Annotated in this window: 17 protein-coding genes; 13 read left to right on the plus strand and 4 right to left on the minus strand. The window is 58.9% G+C overall.

Annotated features, from left to right (window positions below):
- Positions 1–34 precede the first annotated feature (34 nt).
- The 12 genes from moxG (at position 35) to HYPGJ_RS07645 (ending at position 9,475) form a co-directional block, all read left to right on the plus strand.
- The gene (moxG, locus tag HYPGJ_RS07590) at positions 35–589 is read left to right on the plus strand and encodes a cytochrome c(L), periplasmic (protein ID WP_244466049.1); all 555 of its coding nucleotides are present in this window, start codon (positions 35–37) and stop codon (positions 587–589) included.
- Positions 590–690: 101 nt separating this feature from the next.
- On the plus strand, positions 691–996 hold the full coding sequence (locus HYPGJ_RS07595) for a methanol dehydrogenase [cytochrome c] subunit (protein ID WP_046846802.1): 306 nt from the start codon (positions 691–693) through the stop codon (positions 994–996).
- A 154-nt stretch (positions 997–1,150) separates the two neighbouring features.
- Entirely contained in the window at positions 1,151–2,209 is a 1,059-nt protein-coding gene (locus HYPGJ_RS07600) for a MoxR family ATPase (RefSeq protein WP_046846803.1), read from the plus strand.
- A complete protein-coding gene (locus HYPGJ_RS07605) occupies positions 2,206–3,063 on the plus strand; it encodes a DUF58 domain-containing protein (protein WP_046846552.1) in 858 nt (285 codons plus the stop codon). The genes HYPGJ_RS07600 and HYPGJ_RS07605 overlap by 4 nt, the downstream gene beginning before the upstream one ends.
- Positions 3,063–4,043 carry a hypothetical protein gene (locus tag HYPGJ_RS07610; protein ID WP_046846553.1) on the plus strand — a complete coding sequence of 327 codons (981 nt, stop codon included), beginning with the start codon at positions 3,063–3,065 and terminating at the stop codon, positions 4,041–4,043. The genes HYPGJ_RS07605 and HYPGJ_RS07610 overlap by 1 nt, the downstream gene beginning before the upstream one ends.
- Positions 4,040–5,044 carry a vWA domain-containing protein gene (locus tag HYPGJ_RS07615; RefSeq protein WP_046846554.1) on the plus strand — a complete coding sequence of 335 codons (1,005 nt, stop codon included), beginning with the start codon at positions 4,040–4,042 and terminating at the stop codon, positions 5,042–5,044. Before HYPGJ_RS07610 ends, HYPGJ_RS07615 begins: the two co-directional genes overlap by 4 nt.
- On the plus strand, positions 5,034–5,612 hold the full coding sequence (locus HYPGJ_RS07620) for a hypothetical protein (RefSeq protein WP_046846555.1): 579 nt from the start codon (positions 5,034–5,036) through the stop codon (positions 5,610–5,612). The genes HYPGJ_RS07615 and HYPGJ_RS07620 overlap by 11 nt, the downstream gene beginning before the upstream one ends.
- Positions 5,609–6,613 (plus strand): vWA domain-containing protein, encoded by a 1,005-nt coding sequence (locus HYPGJ_RS07625; RefSeq protein ID WP_046846556.1) that lies wholly within the window; start codon positions 5,609–5,611, stop codon positions 6,611–6,613. Before HYPGJ_RS07620 ends, HYPGJ_RS07625 begins: the two co-directional genes overlap by 4 nt.
- A 3-nt stretch (positions 6,614–6,616) precedes the next feature.
- Positions 6,617–7,159, plus strand: a complete 543-nt coding sequence (locus HYPGJ_RS07630) for an SRPBCC family protein (RefSeq protein WP_046846557.1) — start codon at positions 6,617–6,619, stop codon at positions 7,157–7,159.
- Positions 7,156–8,112, plus strand: a complete 957-nt coding sequence (locus HYPGJ_RS07635; protein WP_046846558.1) for a YncE family protein — start codon at positions 7,156–7,158, stop codon at positions 8,110–8,112. The genes HYPGJ_RS07630 and HYPGJ_RS07635 overlap by 4 nt, the downstream gene beginning before the upstream one ends.
- Before the next feature lie 31 nt (positions 8,113–8,143).
- A complete protein-coding gene (locus HYPGJ_RS07640) occupies positions 8,144–9,118 on the plus strand; it encodes a TraB/GumN family protein (RefSeq protein ID WP_159108290.1) in 975 nt (324 codons plus the stop codon).
- Between the two features lie 21 nt (positions 9,119–9,139).
- Positions 9,140–9,475 carry a hypothetical protein gene (locus HYPGJ_RS07645; RefSeq protein WP_046846560.1) on the plus strand — a complete coding sequence of 112 codons (336 nt, stop codon included), beginning with the start codon at positions 9,140–9,142 and terminating at the stop codon, positions 9,473–9,475.
- A gap of 19 nt (positions 9,476–9,494) precedes the next feature.
- Here the strand turns inward: HYPGJ_RS07645 and HYPGJ_RS07650 are convergent, their stop codons facing one another.
- The 4 genes from HYPGJ_RS07650 to HYPGJ_RS07665 form a co-directional block, all read right to left on the minus strand.
- The gene (locus HYPGJ_RS07650; protein WP_046846561.1) at positions 9,495–9,878 is read right to left on the minus strand and encodes a hypothetical protein; all 384 of its coding nucleotides are present in this window, start codon (positions 9,876–9,878) and stop codon (positions 9,495–9,497) included.
- A gap of 187 nt (positions 9,879–10,065) precedes the next feature.
- The gene (locus HYPGJ_RS07655) at positions 10,066–10,473 is read right to left on the minus strand and encodes a calcium-binding protein (RefSeq protein WP_046846562.1); all 408 of its coding nucleotides are present in this window, start codon (positions 10,471–10,473) and stop codon (positions 10,066–10,068) included.
- A gap of 272 nt (positions 10,474–10,745) precedes the next feature.
- Positions 10,746–11,363 (minus strand): response regulator transcription factor, encoded by a 618-nt coding sequence (locus HYPGJ_RS07660; RefSeq protein WP_046846563.1) that lies wholly within the window; start codon positions 11,361–11,363, stop codon positions 10,746–10,748.
- A 167-nt stretch (positions 11,364–11,530) separates the two neighbouring features.
- Positions 11,531–11,851 carry a hypothetical protein gene (locus tag HYPGJ_RS07665; protein WP_046846564.1) on the minus strand — a complete coding sequence of 107 codons (321 nt, stop codon included), beginning with the start codon at positions 11,849–11,851 and terminating at the stop codon, positions 11,531–11,533.
- 338 nt (positions 11,852–12,189) lie between these two features.
- On the opposite strand from HYPGJ_RS07665, the gene HYPGJ_RS07670 reads away from it, so the two are divergent.
- The gene (locus HYPGJ_RS07670) at positions 12,190–14,016 is read left to right on the plus strand and encodes a methanol/ethanol family PQQ-dependent dehydrogenase (RefSeq protein ID WP_046846565.1); all 1,827 of its coding nucleotides are present in this window, start codon (positions 12,190–12,192) and stop codon (positions 14,014–14,016) included.
- The last annotated feature ends 138 nt before the right edge of the window (positions 14,017–14,154 follow it).

A 14,154-nucleotide genomic window follows, 5' to 3' on the forward strand; every position in this document is an offset into this window, starting at 1 on the left:
ATCAAGGTTGAAATTCACAGTGGCGGCAGCGGGCCTGACTTTCTGTGCGTTGGCAGGGCTCGGTACAAACGCCGGCGCACAGGAAGTTTTCCGGAATACGGTGACCGGCGAAACGCTCGACGTGGAAGGTCAGGCTCCGAAAGAAGGGCGCGACACGCCTGCGGTCAAGCAGTTCATGCAGACGGGCGTCGACCCCTACGTTGAAGTCGCGGGCTGCCTGCCGAAAGGCGAGGAAATCTATCTCGAGTCCTGCTCGGGCTGCCACGGTCACATCGGCGAAGGCAAAGTCGGACCGGGGCTCAACGACTCCTATTGGACGTACCCGAAAAATCAAACCGACAAAGGCATCTTCGAAACGATCTTCGGTGGTGCCAACGGCATGATGGGTCCGCACGGCCAGGATCTCGAACTCGACAACATGCTGAAGCTCATCGCCTGGATTCGTCACATCCAAAAAGACGATGTCGCGGATGCGGAATGGCTGAACGACGAGCAGAAGAAGAACTTCAAGCCCTTCGACATCAAAGCCTGGGAAGCCACTGGCAAAGCCGCTGCCGAAAAGGCGCAGTGCAAGATTTCCGGAAACTAGTCTGGCCGCCGTCCCGATTGAAAACGGGCGGATCCATGCTGGGTACGGAACAACAAGGGCGGCGAAGCCGCCTGAGCAAAGTAGAAGATGGAGGAAAGCCGATGAAGAAGAGTTCACTCCCGATCTTGGCAGGTGCAGTGATCATGGCCGCCGGTCTCGTTGGTGCGACCGCACCGGCTGCGCTGGCATACGATGGCACCCACTGCAAAGCTCCCGGCAACTGCTGGGAACCGAAGCCGGGCTTCCCGGAGAAAATCGCGGGTTCGAAATACGACCCGAAGCACGACCCCAAGGAACTCAACAAGCAGGTTGAGTCTCGCAAGGGCGAAGAAGCACGCAACGCGAAGCGCGCAGAGCACTTCAAGAAAACGGGCAAGTGGGTCTACGACGTAAAGAAGATTCAGTAGACGCGCACCCCATAAAGACCCTCGGGATCTTGCCACGCTAAGACAAGACTTCCTCTTCCGAGGTCATTGGGGTGCTGCAGATGCAGCACCCCATTTTTTTATTCGGCGACGAACGGATGCGTTCGCCGACACATACTGCATGGAAATTTCTGCGATGAATGGCGCGATCGCGGGCTTGGAACAGGAACAAACCGCCTTGAAAAGCATGGACCTCGCGGACTGGCGTCAACACGCGCTCGAGCTTGAAAGCGAGGTTGCAAAAGCGGTGGTCGGACAAGACCGCGCAATACGCCTCATGGTCATCGCCATCTTCGCGCGCGGCCACGTCCTGCTCGAAGGCGACGTCGGCGTCGGCAAAACCACCTTGCTCAGAGCCGTCGCCCGGACGCTTGGCGGCGCTTACGAACGCGTCGAAGGCACGATCGATCTCATGCCTTCGGACATGATCTACTACACGTTTCTGAACGAAGAAGGAAAACCGCGCGTCGAGCCCGGCCCGGTACTTCGTCACGGCAGCGATCTTTCGGTCTTCTTCTTCAACGAAATCAACCGCGCTCGTCCGCAAGTCCACTCCCTGCTCCTGCGCTTGATGGCCGAACGCAGCATTACGGCTTTCAACACCGAACATTCGTTCCCGCATCTTCTGGTGTTCGCCGACCGAAACCGCATCGAACGCGAAGAGACCTTCGAGCTTCCCGCAGCCGCGCGCGATCGCTTCCTGATGGAAGTTGCCATCGCCACGCCGCCAGATGAAAAGTCACGCCGTCAACTTCTGTTCGAAACTCGCTTCCACGACGTCGACGCGCTGATCGGGAATTTGAAGGAAGGCGTCGTCGATTATCGGCAGCTCAATGCGCTGGCAAAAGTCATTCAGTCCAGCATCACCGTCAGCCCCGCGCTCGAACGCTATACGCTCGATCTCTGGAATGCGGTTCGCAATCCCGCAAGCGCCGGCCTGAACGTTGCGGGCGTCGACGTCGGCAAGCTGGTCGCGGGCGGCGCGAGCCCTCGCGGCATGAGCTACCTGATCCGCGCCGCACGCGTGTCAGCATGGTTGACCGGCCGCGACATGGTCGTTCCGGAAGATATTCGTGACATCTTCTACGAATGCATGGCGCACCGCATCTTCCTTGCACCTGTTTATGAGCTGCGGCGCGAAGAACTCGTCCGCGCATTGATCAGCGACGTCTTTGCGAAGGTGCCCGCGCCGTGAGTGACGAGCTCCGAGATGTCGCCTACAGCATTCCGTGGCGAACGAGCGGCATTCGCGCCGGCGCGCATCGGAGTCATTTGTACGGCGGAGGCGGACGCTTCCGCGATATTGTACCCCTGCTCTCTCTTCCCGATCCGAGGCGAATCGCAATCCGCGCTTCACTGAACGATCCCTTCGAACGCCTTCTCGTGCGCCGCTTCGAGCAGCCGAGCGCGATCGATGTCGCCGTGCTTGTCGACGTTTCGACATCGATGGCATTCGAGGGCCGCTGCAATAAGATTTCGCTCGCGGCAGACCTGGCGCAAGCGCTCGCCGTTTGCGCCGAGCGCGCCGGCGATACGTTCTCGCTCCTTCCGTTCGACAGCACATTGCGAGACGATTTGCGCCTGCAGAGAACGCTCTCGCGCGCTGCCCACTCGCAAGCCATCGAGAAACTGCGAGCGTTCACTCCGGAAAAACCTGGCGTCTCCGGTGTGCTGGAAGCCGCGACGGCGGTCTCCGGAACTCGAAGACTCGTGTTTCTCGTTTCGGATTTCCTGTGGTCGACAGAAGATGCGCGCCGCGCCGGAGAAGCGCTCGCCTTCCACGATGTCGTGCCGGTCGAAATCGACGACAGCATGCAGCTGGATGAGCTGCCCGACTGGGGCCTTCTCAATCTTCGCGACCTGGAAACAGGTTCACGAAGGCTGGTCGCCATGCGGCCGTCACTCAAAGCACGCTGGCAAGCCGCCCGCCAAGAGCAACGCGCGCGCACGCGCCAAGTCTTCGATACGACAGCGCGCGAAATGTTCACGATCCGCGATCGCATCGACTGGATGCGGCTCACGTCATTTCTTCTATACGGAAGCGTTTGATGCGCGCCTGGCTGATCCTTGCATTTCTAATCATCGGCGTCGCGCCGTGCAAAGCGGCCGTCGAGGCGGTGAATATTTATGAGCCCCGCGCATTCGGTTATTTCATCGGCGATACGTTCGAGCGCCGGATCGAGGTTGTAACGACAGGTGATACCGAGCTTCTGACGGCCGGACTTCCGCGACCGGGGCCACTCACCTATTGGCTCGAGCTGATCAACGTCGATCACAAGGTCCGCGAAACACAAGGGCGCAAGATCCACGACATCACGCTGAAGTATCAGACGTTCTATGCGCCGATCGAAGCCGTCAAAGTCAAAATTCCGGCGTATCCGCTCAAATTCCGGAATCCAGGAACAGTTCCTGCCGCGCAAACTTCGGACACCGCACCGGGTACGGAAATTCCCTCATCCCAAGATGTCGCCTCGATCCCCGCGTTTCAAATCGTCATGTCACCACTCAGGGAGTATGCCGTCAGCGATTTCATGTCGGGGAAATCGGTTGAGCTTGCCGACATCATGGCGCCCGATGCCAAGGCTCACGCCATCAGCACATCGCGACAGACGACGCTCCTCGGACTTGGACTTGCTGCCCTGGCAATCTCGGCGCTTCTGCTGCTCTGGCACTACGCCAAAGGCCCATTCGCGAAACGGCAGGGACGGCCGTTCACAATGGCCGATCGCCGGATTCGAGAGCTGCGAACCGCAGAAGGAAGCGATAGTCGCTACAGAGATTCATTGATCGCGCTGCATCGCGCGTTCGACGAATCCTATGGCCGGCGCTTGTTCGCCGAGGATCTTTCGACCTTCCTCAGCCAGCGCCAGCGCTTTTCAACGCTCAAGGAGTCGTTGCATAAGTTCTTCGAAAGCTCGCGCATCTTCTTCTTTTCCGGAAACAAGCAATCCGCGGAAAGCAAGTTTCCCATCGAAGACGTTCGAAAGCTGGCTGCCGATCTTGCACGTGAAGAGAAGGCAGCCGCATGATCTTCACCAATCCCATGGCGCTCTATTTGTTGCCGCTGGCGATCCTGCCGCTTTTGCTCAGCGCGCAACGCCAGGAAGGCTACCCGTCGCTCAGCGGCTTTGAGGCCGACCGGACGTCGCAAGTCATTGCGCTCGCGCTCCGTCTGGCCGGTGCGCTGGCGATGCTCGGACTCATTCTCGGCATCGCAGGGCTTTCGCTTCGCGAACGGACGATCGATCGCTTTGGCCAAGGCGCGCATATCGTTCTGCTGATCGATCGCTCCTCGAGCATGGACGACACGTTCGCGGGACGACCGCCGAGCGGCGGGCAAGAATCGAAATCCGCAGCCGCAAAACGCTTGCTCAAAGACTTCGTGACCGAGCGTGCCCATGACCGCTTTGGAGTCGCCGCGTTCTCGACATCGCCCATTCATGTGCTGCCGATCACCGATCACAAAAATCTCATTCTCGGAGCGATCGACGCCATCGACCGGCCTGGACTCGCCTTCACCGACGTCGGCCGCGGCCTTGCGATGGCGCTCGACATGACGCAGGAAGACGTTTCACAGGCGTCGCGCGCGATCGTACTCGTATCGGATGGAGCCGCCGTGATCGCGCGGCGCGTTCAGGAATCGCTACGCGCTGAATTCGCGCGCCAACCGGTCCATCTCTACTGGCTCTATCTTCGCACGCAAGGCACCAACGGAATTTTTGAGCCGCCGCCGCCCGGCGTCGACGACATCCCGCAGGTTCTGCCCGAACGCCATCTGAACATGTTCCTGCAGGGGCTGCATGTTCCCTATCGCGCCTTCGAGGCTGAAAGCCCTGAAGCCGTGAAAGCCGCAATTACCGAGATCGGCAAACTCGAGCAGACGCCCATCGTCTACAGCGAACGCGTTCCTCAATACGATCTTTCGCGATGGGCCTACAGCCTCGCTGCACTTGGCATGGGTGTGCTGCTCGCCGCGAAATTTTTCGAACGATCGGTAACGCCGAAGCGGGGGGACGCTCATGCCGCTTAGCTTGGTAAAATTCTTATCGCCCTGGCGCGGACCGATCCTTTGGATGATCGCCATGCTGGCACTGCTTTTTACGGCTGCAACGTCCGTGCAGCTTTGGCAGACACGAAGCGCAAACAGTACGATCTCCGCGCTTACCGCAAATAAGGACACCTCCGTTGATCCGAAACACTCGCCGTCGGAACTCATTCTCGCGCGCGTCAATCAGCTGATCACGCACGATCGCATCGAGGATGCGCAAGCGTTACTCAGCAGCAGCGAAGCGAACATCGATCCGCACGTGCGTGCCCGCGCGCTTTATAACATCGCCAACGAGCGCACACGCCGAGGTTCGGAGTTTGTGCGCAAAGGCGACCTCGATCATGCCGCGGCTTTGATCAACGTCGCGAAATCCGAATACCGACTGGCACTCAAACTCGATCCGAACGACTGGAACACGAAATTCAACCTCGACATCGCGATGCGCATCGTTCGCGATCTCCCGCAGGCGGAAAATCTTCCGGACGATGAGCAGGCAACGCCTAAGAAGGTGTGGACCGACCTGCCGGGTGTTCCGAAAGGCTTGCCATGACGGCATTCGGTATACCCTGGGATCGCCGCATGTTTCTCCTGATCGCAGGACTGGCGTTGACGATCGCGGCGCTCGTCGGATTTCAGGTCGTCCGCAACCAGAACGTGGTCGATGCGGTCGCAGTCGTCGACATCACCGGCAGCATGAACACGCGCGACATGGGGAGCCCACCGGGTTCCGCGTCGCGACTGCAAGCGGCCCGTAACGCGCTGGTCGATCTCGTTCAAAGCGTGCCCTGCCAATCGCGTTTGGGCCTCGGTGTTTTCACCGAGCGCATTTCGTTCCTGCTCTTCAATCCCGTCGAGATCTGCAACAACTATGACGGTCTGGAAGACGCACTGTCGGAACTCGACTGGCGCATGGCCTGGCAGGGCGATAGCTATATCGCGAAGGGGCTCTATTCCGCGATCGACATCGCCTCGAGCCTCAAAGCCGATATCATTTTTCTAACGGATGGACAGGAAGCGCCGCCACTGCCGTTCACGGGCACGCCGCCGTTCGAAGGCAAGATCGGCGATGTCAAAGGGCTGGTCGTCGGGGTCGGTGGCACGGAGAAAGTCCCTATCCCGAAGTTCGACGATGAAGGCCGCCAATCAGGCGTTTATGGACCGAGTGACGTTCCGCAAGACAACCGCATCGGCGCCGCGCCGCCCGGAGCCGAAACGCGCGAAGGCTACAATCCCCGCAATGCTCCGTTCGGCGCGCCGCCAGAATCCGGCGAGGAACATCTTTCGTCGGTAAAAACCGCGCACCTGACGGATCTCGCCGATAAAACCGGGCTGACATACGTCGAGCTTCAGAAATCCGGCGGCCTCGCGAATGAACTGATGGCTTCGGCAAAAAAGCGCGTTGTGCCGACATCGATGAATATGGCGTACATCCCGGCCTCCCTCGCGCTTCTCTCGCTGATCCTTCTCTACGCGCTCTCGCTCATCGGCGATCCCCGGCTAACAAATCGTGCCCGTCTGGCGCGCCTGCTTTCCTCAAAATCTGGAGCTTAACGCATGAATTTCGTTCCACCTCTCGTTGCTTCGCTTTTCGTCCTTGCGGCAAGCCTCAGCGCCGCCAGTGCGCACGGACCGACACCACAGAAGGCCGACGAAAAGATCTCCGTCGCGGCTCCGCCCGCAGCCGTGTGGGACGTAATCAAGGAATTCGCCGCAATCGGCGATTGGCACCCTGGTCTCGCGAAAGTCACCGCAGAAGGCGGCAACAAGGAAGGCGCGACGCGCACGCTGACGCTCAAGAGCGGTGGCGACCTCGTCGAAAGTCTCGACTCCTACAACGAGAAAGAGATGTCGATCGAATATCGCCTTCTGAAGGAGAACGTCGACGCGTTTCCGGTGAGCTTCTATTCGGATCAGATCTCGGTCCGTCCTGCGGACGGCGGCAGCGAGGTCGAGTGGACGTCGCGTTTCTATCGTGCCGACACGACGAATGAACCACCCGAGGACAAAAACGACGAAGCCGCAACCAAGGCGACAACCGACTTTTTCCAGGCGGGCCTCGCCGCGATCAAAGCGAAGGCGGAAGGCAAGGGCAAGTGATCGCCCGCGTCGTTGGCCTAGTGCTGGCGCTGACACTGGCTGCGGCTTCGGCAAACTCTGCCGAAGCGCAGCAGGCGGTGTACGTCCTCTGCCAAGATGCAGGCGTCCTTGCCGTCATCGATACTCAGGTCGATGAGATTTCCGCTCGCATCGAACTCTCGGGGAAACCCGCGTCATTCGCAATCGATGCGATGTCCGGCGACGCATTCGTCACCCAGCCCGAAACCGGCAAGATCGTCGTCGCCGATTTGAAGACACACGACGTGGTTCGCACGTTGGATATCGGCGGTCAGCCGTTCGGCATCGGCATCGATCACAGCGGCAAGCTCTACGTCGGAGACTGGAGCAAGGATCGCATCGCCGTCGTTGATCCGCTGTCAGGGGCAATTTCGAAGTCCATTCCGACGGGCCGATCGCCGGCACATCTGGTGATTTCCGAGGACGGCTCACGCCTCTTCGTTGCGAACCGCGAAGCCGATTCCATTTCCGTCATCGACATGCGCAAGCAGGATGTGATCAAGGAAATCGGCGTTGGCCATGCTCCGTTTGCGCTGACGCTGACGTCGGACCAGACAAAGTTGATCGTCGCCAACGCACAGTCGGCGACGCTTTCGATCATCGACACATCCTCGCTTGCCGTCGTCTCCTCATCCGAGACGCGCAAAATGCCTTATGGCCTCGCCGTCACCAAAAGCGGTTCGCAGCTTCTCGTCGCGAACCAGGCAAGCGGAAGCGTTTCCGTTTTCGACGCAAGCACGCGGCAACTACGCGCCGAAATCAAAGTCGGACGCTACCCCGAAGGACTGGCAGCCATCCAGGATGGGAATAAAGCCTATGTCGCAAACTGGTTTTCTGCGACCGTTTCGGTCATCGATCTCGCAACCAACACGGAGATCAAGCGCATCAAGACGCCAGACGGACCGCGCGTCGTACTCGCCTTTTCGCCGCGCTAGACACCGCTGCGGGTGGATTCTGATGTTGGCGATGGCAACGAACGTTGGCTTCTCAGCGACATCGAAAGGCGCCGACGAGACGCCATGCGTGCCGACGAGCGTGCTGTACGAAATCGACCATCGCGATAGAGGCAAGCTCGAAAAGATTCTCAATGACGCAAGCCGCGTTGCCAACAGCGAAGCCGTTCTTTGGCGGATCGACAAAGGCGGGGCACCGGCATCGTTCTTGTTCGGAACGGTTCATGTCATCGATAAGAACCTGCAGAGTCTGTCGCAAGCCACCCTTGCTGCGATCGACTCCTCGAAGGTCGTCGCCGTTGAAGCCGCCGAGACGTCGCGGTCCTCACTGACCAACGCGATGGCGCAAGCGCAGCCGTTGATGGTTTCGCGCGATCGCGAACTGCAACGCATTCTCGCCGACGATGAAATGGCGGTCGTCGAAAAAGTTCTTGCCGACGCCGGTTATCCGCCGCAGCTGGCGTTGGGCTTGAAGCCTTGGGCCGTCACGATGTTCCTGGCCGACTCGCGTTGTCAGCGACAGCTACAGGACCTCGGCATGAAGCCGATCGATACGCTCGTCATCGAAAGAGCGCAGGCGTTCGGCACGCGCATCGTCGGCCTGGAGACGACGTTCGAGCAATATAGTTCGCTCGCATCTATCCCATCCGATTTGCAGGCGACTTGGTTGAAGGCGAGCATCGAGCTTCATCCTCGTGTCGATGACGTCACGCAGACGATGTCGGAGTTGTATCGCTTCCGGCGCATGGACGCGGCTTGGACTCTCACCCGGGAACTGGCGCCGAACGCCGGTCTGGACGATGCGACGCTCGCATCGTTGCGCGAGGAGCTTGTCAGCAAACGCAACGAGCGGATGCTCGAGCGCGCATTGCCGCTGCTCGATCAAGGCAGCCTCTTCATCGCCGTTGGCGCGATGCATCACCTCGGCCCCCGCGGGCTCGTCGCTTTGCTGCGCGAGCGCGGCTTCGCCGTGACGGCGATTGAATGACAACCCAATCAGGAGCGACCCATGCTGAAGATCATCGACGTAAGATATGCAGTTCTCATGTGCGCGACGCTTGCCGCAAGCATGCCCGCAGCAGCAGAGGGCCGGTTCTGCGGCTCACAAGTCGAAAGCGGCGAAGCATCCGCCGCAACGGAGGATGAGGCCAAAAAAGCCGCGACCGTCTGGTGGTCGTCACGCGCGGGCGCACTCGGCCGCGGCTATGAGTTCTGGGAGAGCTCCAAGGATAAGGCCGTCAATTGTCACGCTGGGCCGCGAAACACGTTCAAGTGCATCGCCATCGGCAAGCCGTGTCTGCCGGAGGGCGTTCTGCCTCAACACGGTCCGAAACAAGACTTGTGATGGCGCGGCGAAACAATCGTCAGATGTCGCCGTACTTCGATTTCGAGTGCATCGAACCGAAATACGTCCCGGTCCAGCGCTCGACCTTTTCGGGCAGGAAGACGAAGCTTTGCACCTTGAACACCAGACCCCCGCTCATGACGACCTGATCTTTGACCGGGATCGCGTCGGCGGGAAGAAAATACGCGCAGGTCTGCTTGCCCGCAGATTTGTTCACGGTGTTGGCTGCGATTTCTTCGCTGTCGCCGGCAGCAAGGCGCTGCATGTAGGCGACCTGCTCGCTTTTGGCGCCGCAGAAATAGCCCTTCACGCGTGTCGGAGCGTCGGAGAAAGCTGATATTGACCAACCGGCGATGACCGCCAGAGCAGTACCCAGAAAAAGAGGAGATGCTGACCGTTGCACGGATAACCTCCGAAGTGGGTTGGGATCAATTCGAGCTGCTTCCTGAGAGTTCCTCGCCGTCGATGTCTGCGTTTCTTGAAAAGCTGCAGAGAGATTCGGCAAACATCAATCACTGCACTGCCGGGCAACCAGACGAACGCGTGGCTGTTGTATCCGCCAAGCCACCCGGCAGCGCAGTAATGAGAAATTATTCCACGAGAAGCAGGAATGCTTTCCCGGCATCGGTCGAAAGCTCTTTTTCGTCGAGCGTGCCGTCGTCGTCCGGATTGGCCGCCTTGAAGCGCGCTTCGACAATGGCTTCGTATTCTTTCTGATCCAGCGTGCCGTCGTTGTCCGGGTCAGCCGCCTTCAGCTCCGCTTCGTCCACACGGCCCGACAGCTCTTTTGCATCGAGCGTGCCGTCGTTATCGGGATCAAGCTTCGTGAACAGCTTGGCGGCCGCTGCTTTGGCTTCCTGAAGATCCACGGTGCCGTCGTTGTCCGGATCGAGCGCCGTCAACGATGCCGATGCCGCCATCGCCTTATCGAGATGAGCCGACGTGGCCAATCCCGGAACCAGCAGCAAAGCGGCCAAGCCTAACAATTTGAGCTTCATCCGTGTGAACTCCGATCTATCGATTGCGCAGCCGCAATCCGTGCCTCTCGTCCTGCCGTGCCAGAATTAATTCCCGGCGCGATAGGCGAATTGCACGGTATATGAGGATGAATTCCCGAAGTAAGGTGATAATTTCCCGATGTAATCGGGAAATTATCCCATTGACATGAGGGAAATTGTCCGCAGCGTCGCCTGGACGCCGGATGCTGTTGCATCTAGGCTAGCGAAGCCGCACAGAGTTGTATCTGATCTTACGGCCGATAAGAGTCTTCTTAAACGAGTTTCAACTCGACGGCGATGCGGATTAGCTCGGACGAGGTTCGCGCGCCGAGCTTCGTTCTCAGCATGGCGCAGTCGGCCGCAACGGTTTTGTATGACACTGAGATATCGTTGGCGATTTCCGCCATGCTGCGGCCGCGCGCCAACATTCTCAGGACCTGATGCTCGCGCTCGCTCAGGAACGTCGTCGCTCCGAAGGCTTTCGCGCGCAGCAGCGCCATCTCCTGGATAAGATCATCCGAGATCCAGATTTCGCCGCGCGCCACGGCGAAAACAGCGTCCTTCAAATCGCTGGGACTTCCGTTTTTGCTGACATAACTCTTGGCGCCGCACTCGACCGCCTGAATAGCGAGCATCGGCGTGTCGCTCATAGAGAAGACGACAATCTTGGCTTCTGGATCGTGAGCAATGAACTCGCGCGTGAGCTCGAGGCCAGACCCATCGGGCAAATTGATATCGATGACCGAAACATCCGGCGCGTCATCCTTCAAGGCCAGACGCGCCGCCGCAGCCGTGCGCGCCTCGATCATCGTGACGCCCGCATCCTCAGTGAATAGAGCCCTGCATCCTGAGATGACGATCGGATGGTCCTCGACGACGAGTAGCTTCACACGGTGTCCATTGAGATTAACTTCCGGAATTCAAGCATGTTCTAGCGGCGCATCTTCGAATATCAACGCTGATTATTCTGAGAATTTTTCCCGACACTGAAGCTCGCAACGGGAGTTGACCGATTGCGCCAACAAAGACGAGATAATCACGCGCACATAAATATGGACTAACTTGCGTCGTTCGCGATCGCGCGGTTCCCCAGACAGTCGAGCAAACTCCAGTAGCTTTCGACGTCTTTCGTCTTCAGTTCCTCGAGGCAGAACTGCCGGTCTCCATCTGGCGTCGCAAGCCATCGATCAAGCACAGTCGCCCGGCTCAACGCCTCTCTCCGCGTACACGCCGTCACGGATTTCGCCGTCTGGCAGATGCTTCCCACCTCCCATCGCGGAGCCTGTGTGTTGGCCATCCCAGTCGATGCATTAGCAATCAGCATCGGCACCAACAGCAACGTCGATGCGACAGCAATCTTGAGAGGAGCGGGCCGCATGCAATTCCTTCGAATTCCTCACGCGATAATATATTAGACCAAAATCAATCAGGAAAATACCGATACATAATCGGAAAATATTCCCGCATATAATTAGATATTTTCCTATTTGCATATTTTCCAATAAATGCGGCCGCAATTACCGCCAGCTGTATTGCCAAACTCACCCATGAGTGAGTTAGTGGACGTGTTCATGAGAATTGCCACTTTTTCACCCGTGGAAAGTGGTGAAGCCTCCGGCATTCGGGACCAAGACGGGAATAAATCCCGCCGAATTGAATGCTGAGGTAAGCGGCGCTCTGAACACTTTACGCGTGGCAATCTTTGGAGGAAGCGCAATGCGCAAAAGTGCATTTACACTGGGATTACTGGCGACGGCCGCGTTTTCAGGGCCGAGTTGGGCCAACGAATCCGTGGTCAAGTTGACCAGCGATCCGAACAACTGGGCAATCCAGTCCGGCGACTATGCCGGTACGCGTTACTCGACACTCGACCAGATCACGACCGAAAACGTCGGCCAGCTCAAAGTGGCTTGGACGTTTTCGACCGGCGTCCTGCGCGGCCATGAAGGCGGCCCGCTGGTTATCGGCGACACCATGTGGCTTCATTCGGCGTTCCCGAACATCGTGTTCGCTCTGAACCTCGCCGACGAACAGAAGATCATCTGGAAGTACGAGCCGAAGCAGGATCCCGCTGTTATTCCGGTGATGTGCTGCGATACGGTCAACCGCGGCCTCGCTTATGCCGACGGCAAGATCTTCCTGCACCAGGCTGACACTTCGCTCGTCGCTCTCGACGCGAAGACCGGCAAGGAACTCTGGAAGGTCGTCAACGGCGACCCGAAGAGAGGCGAGACCGGCACGCAAGCGCCGATGGTCATCAAAGACAAAATTGTGGTTGGCATCTCCGGCGCCGAATTCGGCGTCCGCTGTTCGATGACCGCTTACGACATCAACAGTGGCAAGCGCGTATGGCGTGCTTATTCCATGGGTCCCGACTCCGATGTGCTCGTCGACCCCGAGAAGACCATGGTGCTCGGCAAGCCGGTCGGCAAGGACTCGTCCTTGAAGACCTGGAATGGCGATCAGTGGAAGATCGGCGGCGGTTCGACCTGGGGCTACATGGCCTTCGATCCGGACTTGAACCTCATGTACTACGGCACCGGCAACCCCTCGACCTGGAACCCTGCTCAGCGCGCGGGACCGGACGGCAAGCCGATCGATCAGCTCTACTCGATGACGATGTTTGCTCGCGATGCCGACACCGGTATCGCCAAGTGGGCGTACCAGATGACGCCGTTCGACGAGTGGGACTATGACGGCGTCAACGAGCCGATCCTGGCCGAACTCGACTTCGGCGGCACGAAGCGCAAGACGGTCACGCACTTTGACCGTAACGGCTTCGGCTACACCTGGGATCGCGCGACGGGCGAACTTCTCGTCGCCGAAAAGTTCGATCCGAAAGTGAACTGGGCCACCGGCGTCGACATGGACAAGTCCAGCAAGAACTATGGACGTCCGATCCGCGTCGCCAAGTACTCCACGTTCGCGGATGGCAAGGGCACCGACGTGAACCACAAGGGCATCTGCCCTGCGGCTCTCGGCTCCAAGGACCAGCAGCCGGCTTCGTTCTCGAAGCTGACCGGCTTGTTCTATGTCCCGACGAACCACGTGTGCATGGACTACGAACCCTTCAAGGTTTCGTATACGGCTGGTCAGCCCTACGTCGGCGCAACCTTGTCGATGTATCCGGCGCCCGACAGCCACGGCGGCATGGGTAACTTCATTGCCTGGGATGGCGTGAAGGGCAAGATCGTCTGGTCGAAGCCGGAGCAGTTCTCGGTCTGGTCAGGCGCGTTGACGACAGCTGGTGGCATTGCCTTCTACGGCACGCTCGAGGGCTACTTCAAAGCCGTCGATCAGAAGGATGGCAAGGAGCTGTTCAAGTTCAAGACGCCGTCGGGCATCATCGGCAATGCGATGACGTACACGCATGGCGGCAAACAGTACGTCGCCGTGTTCTCAGGCGTTGGTGGCTGGGCCGGTATCGGTCTTGCTGCTGGCTTGACGAATCCGAACGACGGCCTCGGCGCTGTCGGCGGCTACGCTGGCCTCAGGCAGTACACCAACCTGGGCGGTTCGCTCACCGTCTTCTCGTTGCCATAGCGCTTCCTCCATAGAAGTCTCAGGCTCCGAGTACTTGGCCGGCATGATCACGCTCATGCCGGCCATTTTCATTTGCGGCAGAGGAGAGAACACATCCGGCTCCACGCAGCGACGAGAAAAACACGATCAGCGCTATCG

It is taken from the genome of Hyphomicrobium sp. GJ21, assembly GCF_001006785.1.
Taxonomy (GTDB): domain Bacteria; phylum Pseudomonadota; class Alphaproteobacteria; order Rhizobiales; family Hyphomicrobiaceae; genus Hyphomicrobium_B.

Coding starts and splice junctions, on each gene's coding strand:
- HYPGJ_RS07595 (WP_046846802.1), top strand. CDS start 691: ATGAAGAAGAGTTCACTCCCGATCTTGGCAGGTGCAGTGATCATGGCC.
- HYPGJ_RS07600 (WP_046846803.1), top strand. CDS start 1,151: ATGAATGGCGCGATCGCGGGCTTGGAACAGGAACAAACCGCCTTGAAA.
- HYPGJ_RS07610 (WP_046846553.1), top strand. CDS start 3,063: ATGCGCGCCTGGCTGATCCTTGCATTTCTAATCATCGGCGTCGCGCCG.
- HYPGJ_RS07615 (WP_046846554.1), top strand. CDS start 4,040: ATGATCTTCACCAATCCCATGGCGCTCTATTTGTTGCCGCTGGCGATC.
- HYPGJ_RS07620 (WP_046846555.1), top strand. CDS start 5,034: ATGCCGCTTAGCTTGGTAAAATTCTTATCGCCCTGGCGCGGACCGATC.
- HYPGJ_RS07625 (WP_046846556.1), top strand. CDS start 5,609: ATGACGGCATTCGGTATACCCTGGGATCGCCGCATGTTTCTCCTGATC.
- HYPGJ_RS07630 (WP_046846557.1), top strand. CDS start 6,617: ATGAATTTCGTTCCACCTCTCGTTGCTTCGCTTTTCGTCCTTGCGGCA.
- HYPGJ_RS07640 (WP_159108290.1), top strand. CDS start 8,144: ATGGCAACGAACGTTGGCTTCTCAGCGACATCGAAAGGCGCCGACGAG.
- HYPGJ_RS07645 (WP_046846560.1), top strand. CDS start 9,140: ATGCTGAAGATCATCGACGTAAGATATGCAGTTCTCATGTGCGCGACG.
- HYPGJ_RS07655 (WP_046846562.1), bottom strand. CDS start 10,473: ATGAAGCTCAAATTGTTAGGCTTGGCCGCTTTGCTGCTGGTTCCGGGA.
- HYPGJ_RS07665 (WP_046846564.1), bottom strand. CDS start 11,851: ATGCGGCCCGCTCCTCTCAAGATTGCTGTCGCATCGACGTTGCTGTTG.
- HYPGJ_RS07670 (WP_046846565.1), top strand. CDS start 12,190: ATGCGCAAAAGTGCATTTACACTGGGATTACTGGCGACGGCCGCGTTT.